The 22,495-nt window shown below is 37.6% G+C and carries 18 protein-coding genes and 1 tRNA gene; 8 read left to right on the forward strand and 11 right to left on the reverse strand.

Annotated features, from left to right (window positions below; genetic code table 11):
• Positions 1-11: 11 nt before the first annotated feature.
• From JEM65_RS07700 to ku, 3 genes are all read right to left on the reverse strand, one after another.
• Positions 12-575: a hypothetical protein gene (locus JEM65_RS07700; protein WP_199598367.1), complete on the reverse strand. Its 564-nt coding sequence runs from the start codon at positions 573-575 to the stop codon at positions 12-14.
• Positions 576-1,061: 486 nt separating this feature from the next.
• Positions 1,062-3,488, reverse strand: coding sequence for a DNA ligase D (ligD, locus tag JEM65_RS07705; RefSeq protein WP_199598368.1), 2,427 nt, complete (start codon positions 3,486-3,488; stop codon positions 1,062-1,064).
• 1 nt (position 3,489) lies between these two features.
• Complete coding sequence (ku, locus tag JEM65_RS07710) at positions 3,490-4,263, reverse strand: non-homologous end joining protein Ku (RefSeq protein ID WP_199598369.1); 774 nt, start codon at positions 4,261-4,263, stop codon at positions 3,490-3,492.
• 393 nt (positions 4,264-4,656) lie between these two features.
• Here ku and JEM65_RS07715 point away from each other — a divergent pair.
• The 6 genes from JEM65_RS07715 (at position 4,657) to JEM65_RS07740 (ending at position 9,775) form a co-directional block, all read left to right on the forward strand.
• A tRNA-Leu gene (locus tag JEM65_RS07715) sits at positions 4,657-4,741 on the forward strand.
• Positions 4,742-4,881: 140 nt separating this feature from the next.
• On the forward strand, positions 4,882-5,781 hold the full coding sequence (locus tag JEM65_RS07720; RefSeq protein ID WP_199598370.1) for a MerR family transcriptional regulator: 900 nt from the start codon (positions 4,882-4,884) through the stop codon (positions 5,779-5,781).
• 48 nt (positions 5,782-5,829) lie between these two features.
• Complete coding sequence (locus JEM65_RS07725; protein ID WP_199598371.1) at positions 5,830-7,317, forward strand: phytoene desaturase family protein; 1,488 nt, start codon at positions 5,830-5,832, stop codon at positions 7,315-7,317.
• Positions 7,301-8,140 (forward strand): phytoene/squalene synthase family protein, encoded by an 840-nt coding sequence (locus JEM65_RS07730; RefSeq protein ID WP_199598372.1) that lies wholly within the window; start codon positions 7,301-7,303, stop codon positions 8,138-8,140. Before JEM65_RS07725 ends, JEM65_RS07730 begins: the two co-directional genes overlap by 17 nt.
• Before the next feature lie 8 nt (positions 8,141-8,148).
• Positions 8,149-8,598: a sterol desaturase family protein gene (locus JEM65_RS07735; protein ID WP_199598373.1), complete on the forward strand. Its 450-nt coding sequence runs from the start codon at positions 8,149-8,151 to the stop codon at positions 8,596-8,598.
• A 22-nt stretch (positions 8,599-8,620) separates the two neighbouring features.
• Positions 8,621-9,775, forward strand: coding sequence for a lycopene cyclase family protein (locus tag JEM65_RS07740; RefSeq protein ID WP_199598374.1), 1,155 nt, complete (start codon positions 8,621-8,623; stop codon positions 9,773-9,775).
• Here JEM65_RS07740 and JEM65_RS07745 read toward each other — a convergent pair.
• The 7 genes from JEM65_RS07745 to JEM65_RS07775 form a co-directional block, all read right to left on the reverse strand.
• Positions 9,761-10,327, reverse strand: a complete 567-nt coding sequence (locus JEM65_RS07745; protein WP_199598375.1) for a TlpA family protein disulfide reductase — start codon at positions 10,325-10,327, stop codon at positions 9,761-9,763. The genes JEM65_RS07740 and JEM65_RS07745 overlap by 15 nt on opposite strands.
• Before the next feature lie 94 nt (positions 10,328-10,421).
• Positions 10,422-11,795 carry a carboxypeptidase-like regulatory domain-containing protein gene (locus tag JEM65_RS07750; protein ID WP_199598376.1) on the reverse strand — a complete coding sequence of 458 codons (1,374 nt, stop codon included), beginning with the start codon at positions 11,793-11,795 and terminating at the stop codon, positions 10,422-10,424.
• A gap of 677 nt (positions 11,796-12,472) precedes the next feature.
• On the reverse strand, positions 12,473-14,737 hold the full coding sequence (locus JEM65_RS07755) for an aconitate hydratase (protein ID WP_199598377.1): 2,265 nt from the start codon (positions 14,735-14,737) through the stop codon (positions 12,473-12,475).
• 313 nt (positions 14,738-15,050) lie between these two features.
• Positions 15,051-16,004, reverse strand: coding sequence for an AAA family ATPase (locus JEM65_RS07760; RefSeq protein WP_199598378.1), 954 nt, complete (start codon positions 16,002-16,004; stop codon positions 15,051-15,053).
• A 1-nt stretch (position 16,005) separates the two neighbouring features.
• Positions 16,006-17,460, reverse strand: coding sequence for a peptidylprolyl isomerase (locus JEM65_RS07765; RefSeq protein ID WP_199598423.1), 1,455 nt, complete (start codon positions 17,458-17,460; stop codon positions 16,006-16,008).
• Entirely contained in the window at positions 17,423-18,277 is an 855-nt protein-coding gene (locus JEM65_RS07770; RefSeq protein WP_233530571.1) for a peptidyl-prolyl cis-trans isomerase, read from the reverse strand. The genes JEM65_RS07765 and JEM65_RS07770 overlap by 38 nt, the downstream gene beginning before the upstream one ends.
• Positions 18,278-18,286: 9 nt before the next feature.
• Positions 18,287-20,233: a peptidylprolyl isomerase gene (locus JEM65_RS07775; RefSeq protein ID WP_199598379.1), complete on the reverse strand. Its 1,947-nt coding sequence runs from the start codon at positions 20,231-20,233 to the stop codon at positions 18,287-18,289.
• Positions 20,234-20,579: 346 nt separating this feature from the next.
• Between JEM65_RS07775 and JEM65_RS07780 the strand changes: the two genes are divergently transcribed.
• Together JEM65_RS07780 and JEM65_RS07785 are read left to right on the forward strand one after the other, a co-directional pair.
• Positions 20,580-21,035, forward strand: coding sequence for an SRPBCC family protein (locus JEM65_RS07780; protein ID WP_199598380.1), 456 nt, complete (start codon positions 20,580-20,582; stop codon positions 21,033-21,035).
• Positions 21,028-21,267, forward strand: coding sequence for a hypothetical protein (locus JEM65_RS07785; protein WP_199598381.1), 240 nt, complete (start codon positions 21,028-21,030; stop codon positions 21,265-21,267). Before JEM65_RS07780 ends, JEM65_RS07785 begins: the two co-directional genes overlap by 8 nt.
• Before the next feature lie 148 nt (positions 21,268-21,415).
• On the opposite strand, the gene JEM65_RS07790 is transcribed toward JEM65_RS07785, so the two are convergent.
• Positions 21,416-22,348 (reverse strand): peptidylprolyl isomerase, encoded by a 933-nt coding sequence (locus JEM65_RS07790; RefSeq protein ID WP_199598382.1) that lies wholly within the window; start codon positions 22,346-22,348, stop codon positions 21,416-21,418.
• Positions 22,349-22,495 lie beyond the last annotated feature (147 nt).

Here is a 22,495-nt window from a genome sequence, read left to right on the forward strand (position 1 = left end):
AAAAGGAACTTCTACTTGATACCTCGTACCCTTGGGTCGAGGTTGTTCATTTCATGAGTGGCCGGAAAAAAAACAAAAAGGCTACAGACCGCATTAAGGTAATATTTGGTACGAGTTAAATCATTGGCTTTGGCCCATTGTCTATATTGCTTGTATTGTGAATCATTTAGAATATCTTTTAAAATCCTATTTTCTTCTTTTATCTTTTCATTGGCAGACAACAGCTTATAGGCATCATTTTTTTGGGATTCCTTCCATGTTTGTAAGGCTTTTTCGTAGCGCTGAATCTGCTCTTGAGTCATTTGAAATCGAGAATATAAATTTTCTCTACGCTTCGGGTTGTCCAAGTTCCAGTTCTCATTTAAACTATCAGCTATTTGGTTGTTTCCAATAGAAGCTTCATCGACGGCATCAAGATTTCCAGTTTTTTTGTAATTGGTTGTGTTGGTTATTTCCTCGTTTTCCGGAACGGTTCTGCCCTCAGTACTATGATCTGGGGAACTGTTCTTGCCAAAATCGCATGACATGATCATGGTCATTAAGACTGCAAAGATTATTTGAGCTTGTTTTTTCATGGGTATTTTATTTAGAGTGTATTTGTTTAAAAGTTTAGCTGTTTAGCTGTTTAGCTGTTTAGCTGTTTAGCTGTTTAGCTGTTTATTATAAAAATAGTCTTAAAAGGTTACATCCATTTTCTCATATGCTTAAAAGATTGCTCTGAAAGCTAAAAGACACGGTAACCCCTATTCCACAGTGAAGCTTTCCATATGACCAACGGGAATAGTTCCCAACAAAAAACCCCCATCAATATGTTGATAGGAGTTTTTAGAAGTTAGAAGAAATTATCGATTTATTTTTTCTTCGGAGATGTTGCTGTTTTTCCACCAGCTGGCGCTTTTTTAGGATCGTTTTTTTGATCTGATTTTTTAGGCGCGTCTTTCTTTTGATTTTTGTCTTGAGTGCTCATCTTAAATGATTTTTAAAGTTTAAATAAAATTAAAGAATAACCACACAGCCAAAGTATCCAAAAAAACAAAATTAGAACTCAAAAAAAATCATTGTCAAGAATCCACCAACTGGTCTATGGCCTTCTCCATATCAATTGGCTTTTCTAAAACACCTTTAAATAAATCCGTGGTACTCCGCACCCGCTCTGGAACCGTTTGTATGGTGAAGTCATTGACATGCAACCCTGATTTTATTTCAGACCAGCTCAAAGGTGTAGATACCGGAGCTAATGGTTTTGGCCTCACACTATACACTGAAACAATGGTCTGCCCCTTTCGATTTTGAAGATAATCTAAATAGATCTTTGCCCCCCTTTTTTTAAGTGAGCGTTCCAAAGTGGTTAAGCTGGGCAAGGCTTCATTGACATAAACACATAGGAGTTTTGTAAAATCCCGGGCCTCTTCATAAGTATACAACCCGCCCATCGGAATATAGATATGAAGCCCAGAGGCGCCAGACGTTTTACAGAACCCTTTTATTTTTGCACGATCTAAAACAGACTTTACAACCAAGGTGGTCTCGATGACCTCTTCAAATGTATTTTCTGGCGAAGGGTCTAAATCGATAATGGCGTAATCAGGATGGTTTAATTGATAAATGGTAGAATGCCATGGGTGCAACTCAATACATCCTAAATTATTCATATAAAGTAAGGTTGCCTGATTTTGACAGAGTAAGTAATTGATGTCCTTTTCAGAAGATTTTGAAGAGACCTCAACCGTTTCAATCCACTTTGGAAGATGGTCATGATCTTTCTGATAAAAAGATTCCCCCAATATGCCGTTAGGATGCCGATGTAAACTTTCTGGACGGTCTTTGAGATACGGCAGAATATAATCTGACATTTTAATGTAATAATCGAGCAGATCATATTTGGTAAGTTTTGGATTGGGCCAATACAATTTATCAGGATTGGTGATCTGTACCGCGATACCATCAATCTCCAATGAAAATACTGAATCTGAAGTATGCTGCTTTTTAGGAGCTTGAAAAGGTGATGTTGACGTTTCAAACTCTAAGGTCTTATCTTCCCTCATTCTTAAAAAAACAGGATGACGCATGACATTGGAAGGCGTCCATTCTGAAAACTTTACTTCGCATACCAATTTCGGGAGGAGCCAAACCGCTTCCCGTCCTTTAAGGTGTTGCCGAATCTCAAAGACCGGCGTGTCTGTTTCCAACACTTCAAATTTATGGTAAAGCTCCGTGAGTTGCTGTTCTGAAAATCCCGAACCACAAGTTCCCACATAGATTAATTCATCCTCTTCTACCATTCCTAAGATCAAAGATCCAAATTTTCGGGATGCTATCTTTGAAAGGGTGTAGCCGCAGATAATCGTTTCCGTATTTTCAATCCTTTTAAATTTTAACCAGTCGGAAGAACGCACATTTGGATCATATAGTGAATCCGCTTTTTTCGCAATCACTCCCTCCATCCCCATCCTAATGGCCTGGTCGTATACAGTTACCCCCATAGCTTCCACATGATCACAATATTGCAAATGCGGGGTAGCTGGCAGAAGTGTTTTTAACAATTCCTTTCTATCTGACAAGGGCAGTTCAAGCGTATCGTGCCCGTTAAGATGCAGCACATCAAAAATATAATAGATAAGGGTACCTTGAGTGGTGTCCGGATTGTAGTTCTGCAACGCACTAAATTGGGGCAAGCCCTTAGAATCTAACACCACAATTTCTCCGTCTAAGATGACGGAATGCTCTATTTGGCTCAATTCTTCATGGATGAGTTTGAATTTCTCATTCAATGAAATGCCATTTCTGGAATATAGTTCCACAGTACCTGATGCTATATTGGATAACGCACGATACCCGTCGTATTTCAATTCATAAATCCAATTCTTGTCGTTAAAAATCTTCGTTCCAGGTGATGCCAACATGGGTTTTACCAAGGACTTCAAATTGAGTTGTGGTGTTGTAAGATGGTCCTCCTTAGAAAAGGCTTCCAAATTGAAGTCTTCCGCATCATAATTGAGGTGGGTCGCAAATTGATCACTGTGTTTAATGAGCAACCATTGGTCTTTTTTGTCCATGGAAGACGACCGAACCAAGGTAAAGATGCCTTTCATCTTTTTTCCGTGAAAATTTATTTTCAACTTCCCGTCGGCATAATCTGAAGAGAGGCTTTGATCTTGATATAAGTTTTCATAATAACCAGAATCCCAAATAGTCATTTTACCTGCCCCATAATTACCTTTAGGGATAACGCCTTCAAAAGTTAAATACGCCACAGGGTGGTCTTCCGTATGCACCGCCAATCGTTTGTCTTTCGGATTCATGGACGGTCCTTTTGGTACAGCCCAACTTTTAAGCACGCCTTCCATCTCCAAGCGTACGTCATAATGTAAATGGCTAGCGCGATGGCGTTGGATGACAAAACGAAATTTATCAGCGTCATCAAGGATGTCCGTAGGTTCTGGCGTATCCTTAAAATTACGTTTCTTCCGGTAGGCTTCCAAACTCATATTAGGAGGCTTTCTTTTTGCGCTGTTCTAAACTGGCTTTTAATTTGGCCATCAAATCCTTGGCTGCGGTGGGTTCACTTTTTGTTTTTTCAACCTTTACCGTTTTACCCGCGGCTTTCGATTCAATAATTTTGAGAAGTTGCTTATTATACACGTCCTTGTATTTTTTGAAATCGAATTTTTCAGTGTAGTTCTCAATCAAATCTTCTGCCATGGCAATCTCTTTATCTGATGTTTTCGTTGCAGGGATTTTGACCTCCTTAGGATCGCGAATTTCTTCAGCAAACCGAATAACGTGCAGCACAATCACATTTTTATAGACCCCAATAAGCGCTAGATTTTCTTTTTGCCGCATGACAAAGGTAGCAACCCCTAATTTGCCTGTTTTTTTTAAGGCATCCCGTAAGAGGTTATAGGCTTTGCCACCTTCTTTTTGAGGCTCGAGATAATACGGATTCTTAAAAAGCATGTCGGCCACGTCAGTTTCCTCAACAAATTCCTCAATATCAATAGTTTTACTTTTTTTGACATTGGCATTCTCAAAGTCCTCTTTTTCGAGAATAACGTAGGCATCATCTTTTTTAAACCCTTTTACGATATCCTTCCATTCCACTTCATCTCCCGTATCTTCATTGACACGCTTATACCGAATGCGGGCGTGATCATGTTTATCGAGCATATCGAGGTCTAAGTTGCGACTTTCTGACGCTGAATACATTTTTATGGGGATTGATACAAGGCCAAAACTAACGGTTCCATTCCAAACTGATTTCATATTACAGATTTAAATTATGTTCTCTTGAGCCGCTGCTCATTTAAACAAGATAAAATGTACTACATCTGCCACACACACATGGCTTCAATACGTTTTAATTGTAGCGTTATTCCGTATTCTTATGTTTAGGAATGCAATTACCCTAGTCCTATCAGCTTCATTCACGACTAAAACGCTGTGACTAAAGGTCTAAAGTAGTTGTTCTGAGGATGTACAGCTTCAAAGTCCGAAATAACTTATCCTTTCCCCAAAAGTAAATTGAAAATAGATGAATTAAAATAATGGATTTTTTATATTTGCAGCGCTAAAGTCTGTTAGGATTTATTTTGGATACCAACCAAAATGAAAAATTGAGAAATTGCTAAATTTTAAATCCTTTGACACTTATTTAATGCGCACGTGGCGGAATTGGTAGACGCGCCAGCTTGAGGGGCTGGTGATCGCTTAGATCGTGGAAGTTCGAGTCTTCTCGTGCGCACTTTATCACATATCATTTCTAGCACGCTGCTCTCTTTTCTCATTTAGATTTACATTTTCTCCTTATTTGGTATTAAAATCATATTCTATAAGAACATGTGATAAAATAGCTTAATTTTGTTTCATATTTTTAATAAAAGAATGAACAATATCAAGACCATATTCAGCATAAAAGATTTAGAAAATCTCACTGGTATAAAGGCACATACCATCAGAATTTGGGAAAAAAGATATGAGCTGCTCACTCCCGAGCGTACAGACACGAATATTAGATTCTACAATTTAAGTCATCTCAAAAAGTTATTGAACATCAGTTTCCTCAACAATAACGGTCATAAAATTTCAAAGATTGCATCATTATCTACTCAAGAAATTCATCAACAGGTGAGAGCGCTTGCTAGTGAAGGACAGCTTAAAAATCATGCCATCAACACTTTTAAATTGGCCATGTTGGATTTTGATCAGGAGCTCTTTTATGAAACTTATAACGGACTTATCAAAACAAACTCGTTTTCTGAGGTTTTCTATGATTTTTTTTTACCGCTCCTTTCTGAAATTGGCATGCTTTGGCAAACAGATACTATAACGCCGGCGCACGAACATTTCATTTCGTCCCTGATCAGGCAAAAAGTGTTGGTTAACACTGAAATTTTGCAAGCTCAAAATAAAATAGAACATCGCAACGCCTTTGTGTTATTTCTCCCGGATAATGAAGTCCATGAAATTGGTTTGATGTTTATCAATTATGAACTGATTGCCAGAGGACACCGTTCAATTCTTTTAGGATCAAGCGTCCCCATTATCAGCTTGACAGATGTGCTGCCCTACTACCAAAAAATCACTTTCATTTCCTATTTTACCATTAAACCCGAAAAAGAAGAACTCTCAAGATATCTAGCCGAGTTTAAGGCAAAACTACTGACAGATAACACCAACCAATTGTGGGCGCTAGGACACATGACCCAACACATCGACCACCAGTCTCTCCCTCCATCTATCAAAATTTTTAGGACAATAAACAGTTTAATAGCTACGATTTAATGCTTTAAAATTGTTTTTTGTTTAACTTTTTAGTATTTTTGTTAAACAATGAATACACGTATTGCTATTATCGGTTCCGGTTTCTCTGCTTTATCTGCAGCCTGCTATCTTGCAAGAGATGGCTACAAAGTGACCATTTTTGAAAAGAATAACACCATTGGAGGTCGCGCCAGACAACTCAAAAAAGACGGTTTCACCTTTGATATTGGACCAACCTGGTATTGGATGCCAGATGTGTTTGAACGCTTTTTTGCGGATTTTGGTAAACATCCTTCTGACTATTATCAGTTGGAAAAACTCAGTCCCGCTTACAGCGTTTATTTTGCAAAAGACGATTTCATTACGATTGAAGACACTTTGGGAAAAATTTGCGAAACATTTGAAAAAGAAGAACCAGGAAGCTCCCAAAAGCTCAAAAAATTTATTGCCAATGCGCAACATAATTATGACGTTGCCATTAAAGATCTAGTGTATCGGCCAGGGGTCTCACCTTTTGAATTGATGACTCCTGTGACCATTAAAAAATTAGATCAGTTTTTCAGCACCATTAAGAAAGATGTCCGTAAAGAGTTTAAGAATGAACGCTTGGCAAAAATTCTTGAATTCCCCGTTTTATTTTTAGGAGCTAAACCAGATAACACACCTTCTTTCTATAGCTTTATGAACTATGCCGATTTTGGAATTGGTACGTTTCATCCCAAAAAAGGGATGTACGAAGTGGTGTTGGCTATGGAACAATTGGCGTTAAGCTTAGGTGTCCATATTAAAACGGGACAGTCTGTTGACAAGATCAATGTAGAAGATAACACCGTTACCAGCATTAGGGCCAATGGAGAAACTATTGCTTTTGACGGGGTGCTGAGTGGCGCTGATTACCATCATACAGAAACATTGTTAGACCAGTCCTACCGTCAATATTCTGAAAACTACTGGAAGAAGAAAGTATTTGCACCGTCTTCACTCCTGTTTTATGTGGCCTTTGATAAAAAGTTAATCAATGTCAATCACCACACTTTGTTCTTTGATGTCGACTTTGAATTGCACGCCAAAGAGATTTACGATACTCCAAAATGGCCTACAGACCCCTTATTCTATGCAAGTTTCCCTTCTTTAACCGACAACAGTGTGGCGCCAGAAGGACAGGAAGCGGGTATTTTCTTAATTCCGCTGGCACCAGGATTAGAAGACACACCAGAATTAAGAGCCCTTTATTTTGACAAGATTATTGCGCGCTTCGAAAATTTAACTTCCCAAACCGTCAAAAATAATATTATATTTAAGGAGTCCTTCTGTGTAAAAGACTTTATTCAAGATTATAACTCTTACAAAGGTAATGCTTACGGCATGGCAAATACGCTTCTGCAAACTGCCTTTTTAAGACCTAAATTGAAGAGCAAAAAAGTAAATAATCTTTATTTTACCGGACAACTGACAGTTCCGGGACCTGGAGTACCGCCATCATTGATTTCTGGAAAATTGGTTTCAGAACTTATTAAAAAACATCATACCCTGATAAATTATGAAAGCGCTATTTGACACCGTTTCACATAAATGTAGTAAGGCCGTAACAAACTCTTACAGCACGTCATTTTCTCTTGCTACCAAAATGTTGGCCAATAGCATCCGCCAGGATATCTATAATATCTATGGCTTTGTCCGGTTTGCAGATGAAATTGTCGATTCTTTTCACGACTATGATAAACAAATGCTTTTTGACCGGTTTGAAGAAGATGTAGAACTTGCACTTCAACAGAAAATCAGTTTGAACCCTATTCTCAACGCGTTTCAGGAAACCTATCACAAATTTAATATTGACAGGCATCTTGTGGATTCTTTTCTGAAAAGTATGCGTTTGGATTTGCACAAAAATGACTATTTAACAGAAGCGGATTATAAAATGTACATCTACGGTTCTGCCGATGTTGTAGGATTAATGTGCCTAAAAGTATTTGTAAAGGGTGATAAAAATAGGTACGAAGCTTTAAAAGATAGTGCGATGAGTCTGGGCTCTGCCTTTCAGAAAGTCAATTTTCTTAGAGATTTAAAAGCCGATTTTGAAGATTTGAGCAGGACCTATTTTCCCAATACCAATTTGAACCATTTAGATGAAATCTCTAAAAAAGCCATCATTGAGGATATTGAAAATGATTTTGCTTTGGGACTGAAAGGTATTAAAGAGTTGCCAATCGAGGCAAAATTTGGTGTTTTTATGGCTTACAGATATTATAACCAACTTCTCAAGAAATTAAAAAACACACCCGCACTGGATATTAAATCCGCCAGAATCAGGGTGCCAAACTATAAAAAGTTTGAACTTTTAACTCGAAGTTACGTCAAATATCAACTCAATTTAATGTAATTTTAGACATGCAAATTTTTCTTTGGATACTGATATTTTTTGGCACTTTTGCCATCATGGAGTTTAATGCGTGGTTTACGCATAAGTATATCATGCACGGCTTTTTATGGAGCCTTCATAAAGACCACCACCATAAAGACCATAAAAGTTGGTTTGAGCGCAATGATGCCTTCTTTATATTTTATGCTGTGATCAGTATGACCTGTTTTTACTTATGGAGCTATGAGGATATTTGGTATTGCCTGCCTTTAGGCTTGGGCATTTTAGCCTATGGGATTGCCTATTTTACGGTTCATGATATCTTTATTCACCAACGCTTTAAAATCTTTAGAAATGCCAATAATTGGTACGCCAAAGGTGTACGACGTGCACATAAAATGCACCATAAACATTTAGGCAAAGAAGATGGTGAATGCTTTGGGATGCTGGTAGTCCCTTTTAAATACTTCAAAAAATAAACAGTTTAGGCCGGTTATCGTTATGCAAGACAGGACGTCTTTTGATTACATTATCATCGGAAATGGTCTTGCCGGGTTGCAGTTGGCTCTAGAACTATCTAAAGACCCGTTTTTTAAATCGTACACCATAGGGTTAATCGATCCTTCTTTAAAGGACACCAACGACAAAACCTGGAGTTTTTGGGAACAAGGCGCAGGAAAATGGGACAGTATAGTGGAAAAAATATGGCATAGCGCCACTTTTGAATCGCCCAATGTATCCTTAAAAATTCCGCTTCAAAACTATCGCTACAAGACCATCAGATCTATTGAGTTTTATAACTATGCGAAAGCACAGCTTTTAGACTGCCCCAATATTAGCTTTATAGTAGATACGGTTGAAACCATAGAAACAGGCTCCACCACCCAAGTCATTGGACAAAAACAGAATTATTCTGCGACGCATATTTTTGACAGTAGGGTTCCTGACAAATTTTATGCTCCCAATTTTCAGCATACGCTGATCCATCAACATTTTAAAGGCTGGATTATTGAGACTGATTCTCCAAGTTTTAATCCGGAAGCCTTCACCATGATGGACTATAGATTTCAGTATAAAGACTCGACCAGTTTTATTTATGTACTGCCTTTTTCTGAAACAAAAGCGCTGGTGGAGTATACCTTTTTTACGCCGTTTACGGTGGAGACAGCAGTATATGAAGACGCTATTAAACGCTATCTCTTAGAAGAACATAACATGGCTCATTTTAGGATTATAGAAACTGAAGTCGGCACTATTCCGATGACCGATTTCCCGTTTTGGAAGTTTCACACTAAAAATATTACTAAAATTGGCACTGGGGGTGGCTGGGTCAAAGGCTCTTCAGGCTATTCATTTAAACATACCGAAAAAAACGTTGCCAAGCTACTCGCAAATATTAAAGCTGGAAAGCGCCCGTCGTACAATTTATTCAAGAAGAAATTCAAATTTTACGATAAGATTTTCCTGAAAGTTCTGCATGATGAAAACGAAAAAGGCGTATGGATTTTTGAACGTTTCTATTCCAAAAACACCATCCGCACCATGTTCCGATTTTTAGATGAAGAAACTTCATTCTCAGAAGATCTAGCCATCATGAAATCCTTGTTTTCAATGGCGTTTATTAAGGCCTTCTTTAAAGTGTTATTCAAGTTTTAAAAGCTGATCCAACAACCCTCTTACCTTATCACTATCCCAATCTGCAGCGCCTGTTTTATCAATTACAATGTTTCCTTGTTGATCGATTACGAAGGTTCTTGGAATGGCTGAAGTTTCAAGTTCTGCTGGATTTACGGTGATGGAAGCATGCACTAAAAAGTCGTACACATTTTTCTCCTTAAATTTTGAAATAACGTTTTGTTGTTCGCTGGATACAAACAGAAAAACAACATCATCCTTATAGTCTTGATATAGTTTTTCCATACTCGGCATTTCAGCAATACATGGCGGACACCAAGTAGCCCAAAAATTGATAAAAACCACTTTGCTTTTAGCTTCGTTAAAGTCGTAACGCGCCCCGTGTTCATCTATCAGTTGCCAATTGTAATCTGTTAAGGTCACGCGGTCTTCTTTATCTACAATTGACGGACTGAACATGGCCAAGCCCTTTTGTAAGAACACTTGGATGGGTTGCCGGGTTTGCGGTATAATCATGATCAAAATGATGGCGAGAAAAATAATATTGTTACGTTGACTTTTTGAGATTTTCATAATTTTATAATACAGTCCTTTAATGAGAACTTAGGGTTAAGATTGGTTGATGGCCTTCGGAATTAAAAAAATGGCTTTAATTGCTACTCAAAATTTATTGAAGATTTTTGAAATTTGTGACTGTAGTTTTACTAAATTCTGAAACCTCTATACTGTAAATCCCAGAAGTAGGATCTTTAGTATGTTCAGTTTCTTTATAACCGCCTATGATATAAAGGGTATCCTTATACACATGCATATTTGGATCATTTAGATATAACGCTATTGCATATTCTTTTAGAGATTTTTGAACCACATTGTATATTAGTAATTTCCCATAGTGATATATATAAATGTTAGTTCCAAGGCTTGCCAGTGCAGGCTCTTTAAATCCATAGAACAATTTACCTTCAACAACCCATTCTCCGCTATTGATGTCCCAGGATTCAATTGACGATATCTTCTGATTTAAACCGCCTATGGTATAAATTTTATCACCTAAAATCGTACCCGTGACTTCCATTGGAGATTTTAATTTCCCTAACTCATACCACAATCCTGTCTTTAAATTATATTGATGAATTTTATCTGTATAAACTTTAGCGCCACTTTTATCAAGCCGAATAGCGCCACCCATGGTGATGATATTATCTTTATAAACAAATGATGCAAAATTTATGGCCTGATGAGGATTGGTATGATCCACTTTAACAGATGCATTTGCAACATCATAAATTTCTATGTTGTTATGCAAGTATTCATTTCCATTGAGACTTGAATATTTTTTCCCTCCCAGAATATAAAGGTCATTGTTATAATAATTAATTTGGTGATAGGCTCTATTTTCAAATTTGACATCTGATTTTTCCCAGATATTCTCTTCTATATTATAAATCAACAACTTGTCACTATACCCCTTATAGGTCCCATTAGACTGCAATTTTTCTAAGATATCTCCCCAGGTCAGTTCCATTGTAGCCATACTTGCTTTTTCAAGTGCAACCGTAAACGCATCTTCTATAACCGACTTATCTCCGCCAGAGATATAAAGCTTATGATCAACAATAATTGATGCGAACGCATGCATTTTAAACCTCAATGAGGTCACCTTATCAAATTTTAGGTTAGATCGTTTTTTGACAACTTTTACGGTTACTTGATTTAATTCGCTTAAGGCATTTAGTAACAATATCGTCCTTGATTTACCTTTTAGATTCGCTAAGGTTGTTTTATAAGTTTTATAGCCAACCATAGAAAAAGACACACTATCAGTTTCTAAAAATTTCGACTCCAAGCTTAGATTGAACCTTCCAGAGTCATCTGAAGTGGTACCAATCTCAGTGTTTTTCGATAAAAACACACTGACGTTCTCTAAAGGTTCTTGAGATTTTTCATCTAAAATTATTCCCCTAATCTCTTGACCATAAATTGCGGACATGCTGGAGAACAACAACATTATAAGGATTGATGTGACTCTTGAATGTGCCATTTAATTGAAAGGAATATATATTAATGTAATGCAGATTATAGGATAGAGATTGATGTCTTCAACCCTATAATTAAAACTCGCCAATCCAAAAATAAAGATATGCTTTTACTTCTATTGCCAAAGGTTCTATAGAAAAATTTATTGTATATCTGCTTATTGCCATATTATTAAAAAAAAACTGCGAACAACTCCGTAATCAGCCGGAAACAAAAATAAACGTATGGAAAAATCATCCCGCAGATCTCGCTGATTTACGCAGAATATAAATAAACCACTATAGATTTGAAATCCATAGTTTTAAAGAAAAGAATTTCATTCTTTTCTGAGAATAGTTTGTCATTCCGAATGAGGCACGAAGAGGAATCTCATATTATAAGATTTCTCGTCACTCGTTCCTCGCTCTGTCGAAATGACAAAATACCCTTAAAAGTTTATAGAAACTAAAGTAACTGCAATGAATCCCGATAGCTATCTGGAGCAGGGTTTTAACCTTTAACTACATAATAAATTTAAATGATTAACCCCTTTTCTGACTCAATTCTTAGGAATTCCAGATAAAAAATAGCCAACTCAGAGGAATGGCTATTATCAACTCATTCATATGTATATCAACACATGCCATAAAAAAACTCCCGACAGCTATCAGGAGTTTTTATGAAATTAGTTGAGGTCTTTATTTAAGACGCATTCTCTTTTTTAATCAAGTTTAGAGCAGATCCTTCGTTATACCAATCAATTTGCGACTGGTTATAGGTATGGTTTGCTACAATGACATGTTTACTACCATCAGCGTGTACAAACTCTAAGGTCAGCGGTTTATCTGGAGAGAATTGATCTAAATCCAAGAAATTGATCGTATCATCTTCCTGAATCAAATCATAATCACTTTCATTGGCAAAGGTCAATCCTAACATCCCTTGTTTTTTAAGGTTGGTTTCGTGGATACGTGCAAAAGATTTTACCAATACCGCAGCAACCCCAAGATGTCTTGGCTCCATTGCAGCGTGCTCACGAGAAGATCCTTCGCCGTAGTTATGATCTCCAACAACTATAGAGTGAATACCTTTAGCTTTATAATCTCTAGCCACATCAGGAACACCACCATACTCACCCGTCAACTGATTTTTAACAAAGTTCGTTTTCATACCAAAAGCGTTGACCGCGCCAATAAGCATATTGTTAGAGATGTTATCTAAATGTCCTCTATAACGCAACCAAGGTCCTGCCATTGAAATATGGTCCGTTGTACATTTACCAAACGCTTTAATTAATAGTTTAGCTCCTGTGATAGACTTTCCTAAAGGTTTAAAAGGTGTTAATAACTGTAAACGTTCTGAGGTTGGGCTTACCGCAATATCAATATGACTTCCGTCTTCTACTGGCTCAACATAACCTGCATCTTCTACATCAAATCCTCTTGGTGGTAATTCAATCCCTTGTGGGATATCCAATTTCACTTCTTCCCCGTCTTCATTGATCAGGGTGTCATTCATTGGGTCAAAATCTAAACGTCCCGAAATTGCAATTGCAGCTACCATTTCTGGCGATCCTACAAAGGCATGTGTATTTGGGTTACCGTCAGCACGTTTCGAGAAATTACGGTTGAATGAGTGTACAATCGTGTTTTTCTCTTCTCCTTTAAGATCACTTCTATCCCACTGCCCGATACACGGTCCGCAGGCATTTGTAAAAATAGTCGCATTTAAATCCTCAAATACTTTTAAAATCCCATCACGTTCTGCTGTAAAACGGATTTGTTCAGAACCTGGATTGATACCAAAATCTGATTTTGCTTTTATCTTTTTATCTACGGCTTGTTTTGCAATGGAAGCAGCACGGGTTAAATCTTCATAAGATGAGTTGGTACAAGAACCAATCAATCCCCACTCTACTTTTAATGGCCATCCTTTTTCTCTTGCAAGTTTGCCAAGCTCTCCAACAGGAGTTGCTAAATCTGGCGTAAACGGACCGTTTAAATGCGGACGTAAAGTATCTAAGTCAATTTCAATAACTTCATCGAAGTATTGTTCTGGATTTTCGTAAACTTCAGGATCTCCAGTCAGGTACTCACGAATTTTATTTGCTTCATCAGCAATATCTGCACGATCAGTAGCTCTTAGGAAACGCTCCATAGAATCGTCATAACCAAAAGTAGAAGTCGTTGCTCCAATTTCAGCTCCCATATTACAGATGGTTCCTTTACCTGTACAAGATAGATTTTTTGCACCAGGTCCAAAATATTCTACAATAGCACCAGTACCACCTTTAACGGTTAAGATACCAGCCACTTTTAAGATAACATCTTTAGAAGCAGTCCACCCACTAAGGCTTCCTGTTAATTTAACACCGATAAGCTTAGGGAATTTAAGTTCCCAAGCCATTCCTGCCATTACATCCACAGCGTCTGCACCACCAACACCAATTGCTACCATTCCTAATCCACCTGCATTAACGGTGTGAGAATCGGTACCAATCATCATTCCGCCAGGAAATGCATAATTTTCTAATACTACTTGGTGAATAATACCTGCTCCTGGTTTCCAGAATCCGATACCATATTTGTTAGATACTGACGCTAAAAAATCAAAAACTTCACTACTCGTTTCATTGGCACGCTTCAAATCAGGTACAGCACCCTGTTTTGCTTGAATTAAGTGATCACAATGCACTGTAGTAGGCACCGCAACTTTAGCTTTACCCGCTTGCATAAACTGCAACAACGCCATTTGGGCTGTCGCGTCCTGACAGGCAATTCTGTCTGGAGCAAAATCTACATAATCCTTGCCTCTCTTAAATGCTGTTGTCGGTTCGCCATCCCAGAGATGGGTGTATAAAATCTTTTCAGATAATGTTAAAGGTTTACCAACTATTTGACGCGCTTTATCCACACGTTCAGGCATAGTTTTGTAAACTTTTTTAATCATGTCAATATCAAATGCCATAGAGTATATTTTAAGGTTGTTGTTTATTCATTGTTCCGAGGTCTCGGCGTGTGCAAATTTACAAAATTTCACAGACTTTTAAAAATATGTAGTCAAATCAAAAAAGCACTGAAAATTATTCAATGAAAGTCGCAATTATGATCTAAAATCAATGATTTCATAAATTTGTAGTCTATAAAATATTAAATTAACAATTTATACAGTGCTTCCCATTTGGCTAAAATGAGTAGAGTCTCTAAATCGTTGGTGTTTTGGATCGCGACAGTTTACTATCGGTTAGAAAAATAGTGCACTAATTTGAGAAAAATAGTGGTTAGAATAAACTCTCAATGATCTGCTCATCTGTAATTCCTTCGGCTTCTGCTTTGTAATTTTTGATAATTCTGTGACGAAGGATGCCTTTGGCTATAGCTTGTACATTTTCGATATCCGGAGAAAATTTGCCTTGTATAACGGCATGTGTTTTAGCAGCTAAAATTAGATTTTGAGAGGCTCTTGGGCCAGCGCCCCATTCTACATATTCTTTAACCAAGCTGGAAGCAGTGGCTTCTTTTGGCCGGGTTTTGCCAACCATGGTTACGGCATATTCAACCACATTATCTGCTACCGGAATGCGACGGATCAAATTTTGAAAATCAGTAATCTGTTGGGCTGAGAACAGCGGATTGACCGTTGTTTTAATATCTGTAGTGGTCGATTTAACCACTTGCACTTCTTCCGCAAAAGAGGGATAGTCTAACGTAATGGCAAACATAAACCTGTCTAACTGCGCTTCAGGCAAGGGATAGGTGCCTTCCTGTTCAATAGGATTCTGGGTGGCCAATACAAAATATGGTAAGCTCAATTTGTACTGCTGTCCCGCAACGGTCACAGAACGTTCCTGCATAGCTTCTAATAACGCGGCCTGCGTTTTTGGAGGTGTTCTATTAATCTCATCGGCCAAGATGATATTGCCAAAGATAGGGCCTTTAATAAATTTAAAGTGTCGGTTTTCATCCAAAATCTCACTACCAAGAATGTCACTTGGCATTAAATCTGGCGTAAATTGAATGCGTTTAAAATCGAGACCCAGTGCTTGGGCAATGGTATTGACCATTAATGTTTTTGCTAAGCCGGGAACACCTATCAGCAGTGCATGTCCGCCAGAAAAAATAGAGATCAGGATTTGGTTGACAACGTCATCCTGTCCTACAATTACTTTGGCAACTTCACTCTTTAAGGCTTTATATTGTTGTACAAATTGTTCTACGGCAGCAACATCTGACATATTATTTTTCCTTTTTAAACCAGTTACTGCTGAACTCGCAATCTCTGTAATCGCCATTGATATTGATATAGGTATCCATAATTTTCTCACTCACCCATTTTTCAATAGCTTTAAATTGTTTATCCTGTTCGGTTAGATTTTTAATCTTTAGATAATCTTTAGAAAAATCAGCCTCGTGCTCGTTAATTCGATCTGTAACGGTCATGATCTTAAATTTGATGGGATTCTCACGGTCCTCATCCTGTAGGACTGGAGTAATCTCATTATCTTTTAAACTCTGAATTTGAGTATACATTTCCGTATCTATTTTAGTCAATTCAAAACTGTAATCTTGAGTACGTGGGTTGATCAACTGCCCTCCGTCATTACGAGTTTCATCTTCATCACTAAACTCCCTGGCGGCTTGGGCAAACGTAATTTCTTCATCTACAATACGCTTACGGATCAAATCAATTTTCTCCTTAGCATCTTTAATTGCTTGTTGGGTGACTTCCGGACGTAATAAAATGTGTCGTACATCGTATTCCTGACCTCTGATTTTTTCCAAATAAATAATATGGTAGCCAAAATCGGTTTCAAAAGGCTCAGAAATTTCACCTTCCTGCATTGAAAACGCTACATCTCTGAATTCCTTTACCATTTGCGGGCGTTTTCTGTTCAGCGTATACAAACCTCCTGTTTTACGAGATTGAACATCATCAGTATACAAAACCACCTTAGAGGTAAAACTGGCACCACGCTCTACAACATCTGCCTTAAATTCCTTCAGCCTATCAATAACTTTTTGCTTTTCGGCTTGGGCAATCTTAGGAATGACCACAATTTGGGCCACCTTTAATTCGGTTCCGAAAAACGGACGCTCTTCTTTAGGAATGTCGTTAAAATATTGTCTAACTTCTTCCGGAGTGACTTCAATGTCTTCTACAATTTTCTGCTGCATTCTTGCTGCCAACTCTTGACTCTTCTTAATTTCAAACATCTCGTCTCGCAAGCTCTGTTCACTATCTTTGTTATAAAACTTTAGCATTTTATCTAAATTGCCATCCATTTGTTCCAAAATATAGCTGAACTGTTGGTCTATAGTATTACGGACTTCCAAATCATTAACCACAATACTATCCTGTATGGCGTGATGTGCGTATAATTTATCTTCCAATAATTTACCAAATAATTGGCAACGCTCAGGAAGATCAGATTTTGAGACACCTGAAGCTTCCAATTGGGCATATTGCTTATCAACATCGGAATCCAAAACAATATAATCGCCCACAACCGCTACGACGCCGTCAATCTTAACTCGCTTTTGAGTAGATGTGTCTATAACGGTTTTCTTTTCCACAAGGGTATCTTGAATAACGTCCTGGGCAGAACTAAACGTATACGATAACAGGACAGCTAATGTTAAGGCAAACTTAAGGTTAGTTGTAAATTTCAAATTGGTTGTTTTTAATGGCATCTCTTGTAATATCTTTTTCAAATTGCTTGATGAGTTCTAATTTTCGACGATTGATTATGATTTGATTTACTGTCGGTTTAACATATTCTAATGGTGCATAATCATTTTGCTGTAGGACCTCATTAATTTGGATCAAATATAGGCCTATTGAATCTTTGAGCTGTATAAAATTAGATTTTTTTAACAGTTCTTTTTTGTTATCAGCGTTGACGACAGGAATTTTTTGAACCACCTGCGCAGCCTTGACCCAGATGGAATCATTTAAGGAATAGGATTTAAATTGAATGTGCAAAGAATCGAGATAGCGCCTATCCTTTTCATTAAATCTTTTGAATCGTTTTTCAATCTCTTCCTTATTAAGTGCATTTTGAAGCATATTGATATATCTCAATTTTATCAATTCTTCATTAAGTTTAAAGGACTCTTTGTTATTTTCATAGACCTTTTGAGCTTCAGACATAGAAACTGCCGTGTCTATATTCCGCTTTACTAAGGCTTCTACATAGGCTTTGGTAAAAAGATCATTACGGTATTGATTGACCAATTTGTTGAATTCCTTTTGTGAATCTTCTGGAAGGTTCCTTTCAGCGCCCTCCACCAACAACAGTTGCGTAGCCCAACGTGTAATATAGCCATTGACCAAAAGCGTACTGTCTTCAACGGAGGTGCCTTCTACAACCAAATCTTCAACATCATCTTCATAGAGATAAAATTCTCCAACTCTTGCAATAGGGACCCTATCATCGGTCTGTGTGAAAAAATCACAGGAAACCAGAAAACAACCTACCAATACTACTAAAACAGTGTTTTTAATCAATTTTTGTTTTTATTTTGAGATGCTGATTTGTGCTTTTACTTTTTGCAATACCTCTGTATTGAGCTTAATCTTATAACGGCTGTTAAGTTCTTTCAACCACTGTTCTTCCAAAACATTTTGATAGTCACTAACCACTTTCCCCTTTGCCTCGTCAAAGGTTTTATGAGTTTTAGGATATGACGCCTTTACTTTAACAAGGTGGTAGGCATCATTGTAAAAATACACATGGGAAAGCCCCATTTGCAAAACTTCATTGGGAGGAAAGCCTTGATAGTCGATGGGCAAAACACCTTCTGTAAAGATAACTTTTTGCTCGGTATTGCTGTTGAGTTCTTTATTAATTTCTTCAGAAGTGTTTCCTTTACGCCATAACTCTTCTACTTTTTTTATATCATTTTCCTTAGCCGATGTTGCAATTACAGCATCTACACGAGCATCCCAGAAATAGGCATCTTTATGGGTGCTATAATAAGTTTGTAAGCCAACAGTATCTAAAGCTGCGGCATTCCATACTTCTTTTTCCATGAGATCAAAAAGCAACAAACCATCTCTATATTCTTTTAGGATATAACCAAATTCTTCATTTTCAAATTCCAAATGCTCTTTATGATAGTGTAAAAGGGCATCCTCCTCAAACCCCTTGTACTCTTTTTCTATAACGGTTTTAAATGGGATGGTTTTGCCCACATACACCTGTTGGATACGAAGCAGACGGTTTGCAAACTCCTCATAAAAAATCGTGTCCTCTTGAATAGTAACGAATGTTTGCGATTTGTCAAAATCAGCAGGCAACACCCATGATTGGGAGAAAAAATTGTCATTGAGAATCGACTCAAAATAAGGCTTAGCCTTAGGATTGAGTCTTACCTTATAGGTAGTTCGCAAATGGTTTGCCAACGTTGTACTGATGAGCTTTGAACGCGAGTCGCGCTTAATTTTGTTTTCAATATCATTTGTGGCCTCTTCATAAGATGGCATTCCTTTTTTGTCCAATAACTTCACAATATGCCATCCATAATCCGTTTTAAACGGTTTGGAGATTTCTCCCTTAGTGCTTAAACCAAAAGCAACGGCCTCAAATTCTGGAGCACTTAATTGGCCGCCGGTAAAGGGCGCCAATTCACCACCTTGCTGGGCTGAACTTTTATCATCAGAAAACTGTTTGGCCAACGATTCAAAAGATTCTCCTTGCTTTATTTTTTTATAAATCTGATTGATGCGGGTTTCAGCATCCACTATGGAGTCGTTTTCAGCTGTATTGACCATAATATGCGCTACAGTTACCTCTCCCAATGAAGGTCGTTTATCCTCTACCTTTACAATATGATACCCAAATTGGGTTCTGAAAGGCGTTGAAATACTACCCACCTTGGTATTGTAGGCTACATTCTCAAATTCATAAACCATTTTAAAGGCTGAAAAATAGCCTAATGCTTCAGCAAACACCTGCTGTCCATCGTGCACCTCAGCTTTTACCTTGTCAAAGCCTTCATCGCTCACCCGATCTCTCAAGGTCATTAAGTCTTGATACACTTTTAAAGTATCTGTGTCATTCTCTTCCAAACGGATTAAAATGTGCGACGCTTTTACATCGTAACCCATTCGGTCATAAGCCTCCTTCATTAAAGCCTCTGTAACTTTAGAATCAGGCAGATAGCTTTTAGTCAGCTGTTCTTTATAACCCGAAAATTCTTTGAGATAGCTCAGGTCCTTATCAAGACCTAAGCGTTTGGCTTCCTTAATTTTTAATTGGTAATTCGTAAAAAGCTTCAGATACTCGTCAATATCCTTCTGGGTGTCATCCTTTACCAGGTCTAAATTTTTATTATAAACTCTTATAAATTCTTCGGCTTTAATGGGATCGCCATCAACAGTAAACAAAACATCTGTTGCAGACACTTGCGCATTTGTGAACGCAGTAAGCCAAAGTAGCACTAAACTAACATATATTTTCATGTACTATTTTGATATCCGTGGTTTAAGATACAACATTCCTATATTTTCCTGAAAGCACAACCGCACCTTTTGTAGTAGGACGGGATTGGTTATGCTGCAAAAATAATATAATTGGCGTATTAAACAAGTTGCTTTTTTCAAACGGGAGTTATCTCTATTTAGTATGTGAACAAACGTTATAAGCCGTAAAAAAAGACCCTCATTATGACACGAGTTACGACTTGAAAAACCTGACATCAACCCCCAAAGCACCGCTGAACCGTCCTTTTGAACTGTTGAACTCTTAAAATAGCTTGCTTTAAAACCCGCTTGTATCTTTATCCATATTATCTATTTTAATAAAGACATGACATATTCTCTAGACATTATTATTGAAGCGCCCATAAGTGAGTGTACAGAGAAGTTTATCACTTTGCACAACAGGAAGCATTGGCAACGCGGATTGCTCTCAATAGAACATATCTCGGGCACTCCAAGGTCGGTTGGTTCAAAAATGAAAATGCAGTATCTATTAGGGAAACACCAAATGGCGCTTATGGAGACCATCACGCATAAAAATCTGCCTCACCAATGGCATGCTACCTACACCACAGACGGCATGGATACCATTCAGGAGAATTACTTTAAAACTACCCCTGAGAATTATACACAATGGACGAGCATCAATACATTTCTTCCGTTAAATTTTAAAATGCGACTGATGATTTATGTCATGCCCAGAGCATTGAAAAAACAGTCGTTGCAATACATGAAAGATTTTAAGACCTTTGTTGAAAAAGGAATCTCTGTTGCTGATGCGTAAACTAAAATTAATTTGGGATTTTAAAGGTCCTGACGGTCTAAAAATAGCGGAACACCACGCTATCCATTTAAAGGAATTTGTGGAGATTGAAAAGTACGAGAATCTCTTAACAGGTTTTGAAGCACTAAATGATTTTCATGCCATTGCATTTTTAGTGGTGCCAGAAGATCAAATGAAACTTTTACGGGATGCTTTAAAACCACATCGCGGACAAGTGTATAGTGAGGAGTGAGGAGTGAGGACAAGTTAGTCGTAATTAAGTAAAGTGTATTTTAGATAAAGAGATTCTGTTCTCTGCTCTCTATTCTTAATTCTTTACCCAATTTTAAACAAAAACGCAACCCTAAAAGTTGCGTTTTTATAATATTATGATAAACTGATTATTTTACATCCATCAATTCCACATCAAACACTAAAATAGCATTTGGAGGAATCACACCACCTGCACCTTGTGCGCCATAACCTAAATCACTAGGAATAACCAAACGCGCTTTATCTCCAACGTTCAATAAACAGATCCCTTCATCCCATCCAGAAATCACTTGGCCAACCCCTACTTGAAAATCTAAAGGTTGTTTGCGCTTATATGACGAGTCAAATACAGTCCCATCAGCCAATTGGCCTTTGTAATGTACAGAAACCATACTTCCTTTCGCTGCTGCTTTACCATTTCCTTTTTGGAGAATTTGGTAACGCAATCCGCTATTTGTTTTTTCAAAACCTGCTGCCAATTTATCAATCTCAGCTTCATTAGCTTTACGTTCTTCAGCAATACGTTGTTCTCGTGAACCTTCAAAAGTTCTAAATGCCTCAACAGCATTAAAATCTTGAGCCTCTTTGCCTTGTCTTACTATTTCTAAGGTTTCTAAAACATCACCTTGTTTAATGGCATCAACAACATCCTGACCTTCCACAACATTACCAAAAACAGTATGTTTGTCATCTAACCAAGGCGTGGCAATATGCGTGATAAAAAACTGACTTCCGTTAGACCCTGGACCGGAATTGGCCATGGACAACACACCTGGTGCGTCATGTCTCAAATCTTGATGAAACTCATCTTCAAATTTATAGCCGGGATCTCCAGTTCCTGTGCCTTGTGGACACCCTCCTTGAATCATAAAATCAGGTATGACACGGTGAAATTTTAAACCGTTATAAAAAGGTTTGCCTTGTGATTTTACAGAGTTTTCTAAATCCCCTTCTGCCAAAGCCACAAAATTCCCAACTGTTCCTGGAGTTCTTTTGTATTCTAAATTTACCAAAATATCACCTTTACTGGTGATGAATTTTGCATATAAGCCGTCTTGCATTGTATTTTGTTTTTGTTTGAAGTGGCAAAGATACAAATTGATTAGGAAAAATGATTTGCCAATCGGATTTTCCCTTAACCAAAGGAGGATTTTAGAGCGTTTTAGGGGAGATTACCCTGAATTGTGTCTAAGTTATGACGATAGTTG

The organism is Gelidibacter salicanalis (assembly GCF_016469035.1).
Lineage (GTDB): Bacteria > Bacteroidota > Bacteroidia > Flavobacteriales > Flavobacteriaceae > Gelidibacter > Gelidibacter salicanalis_A.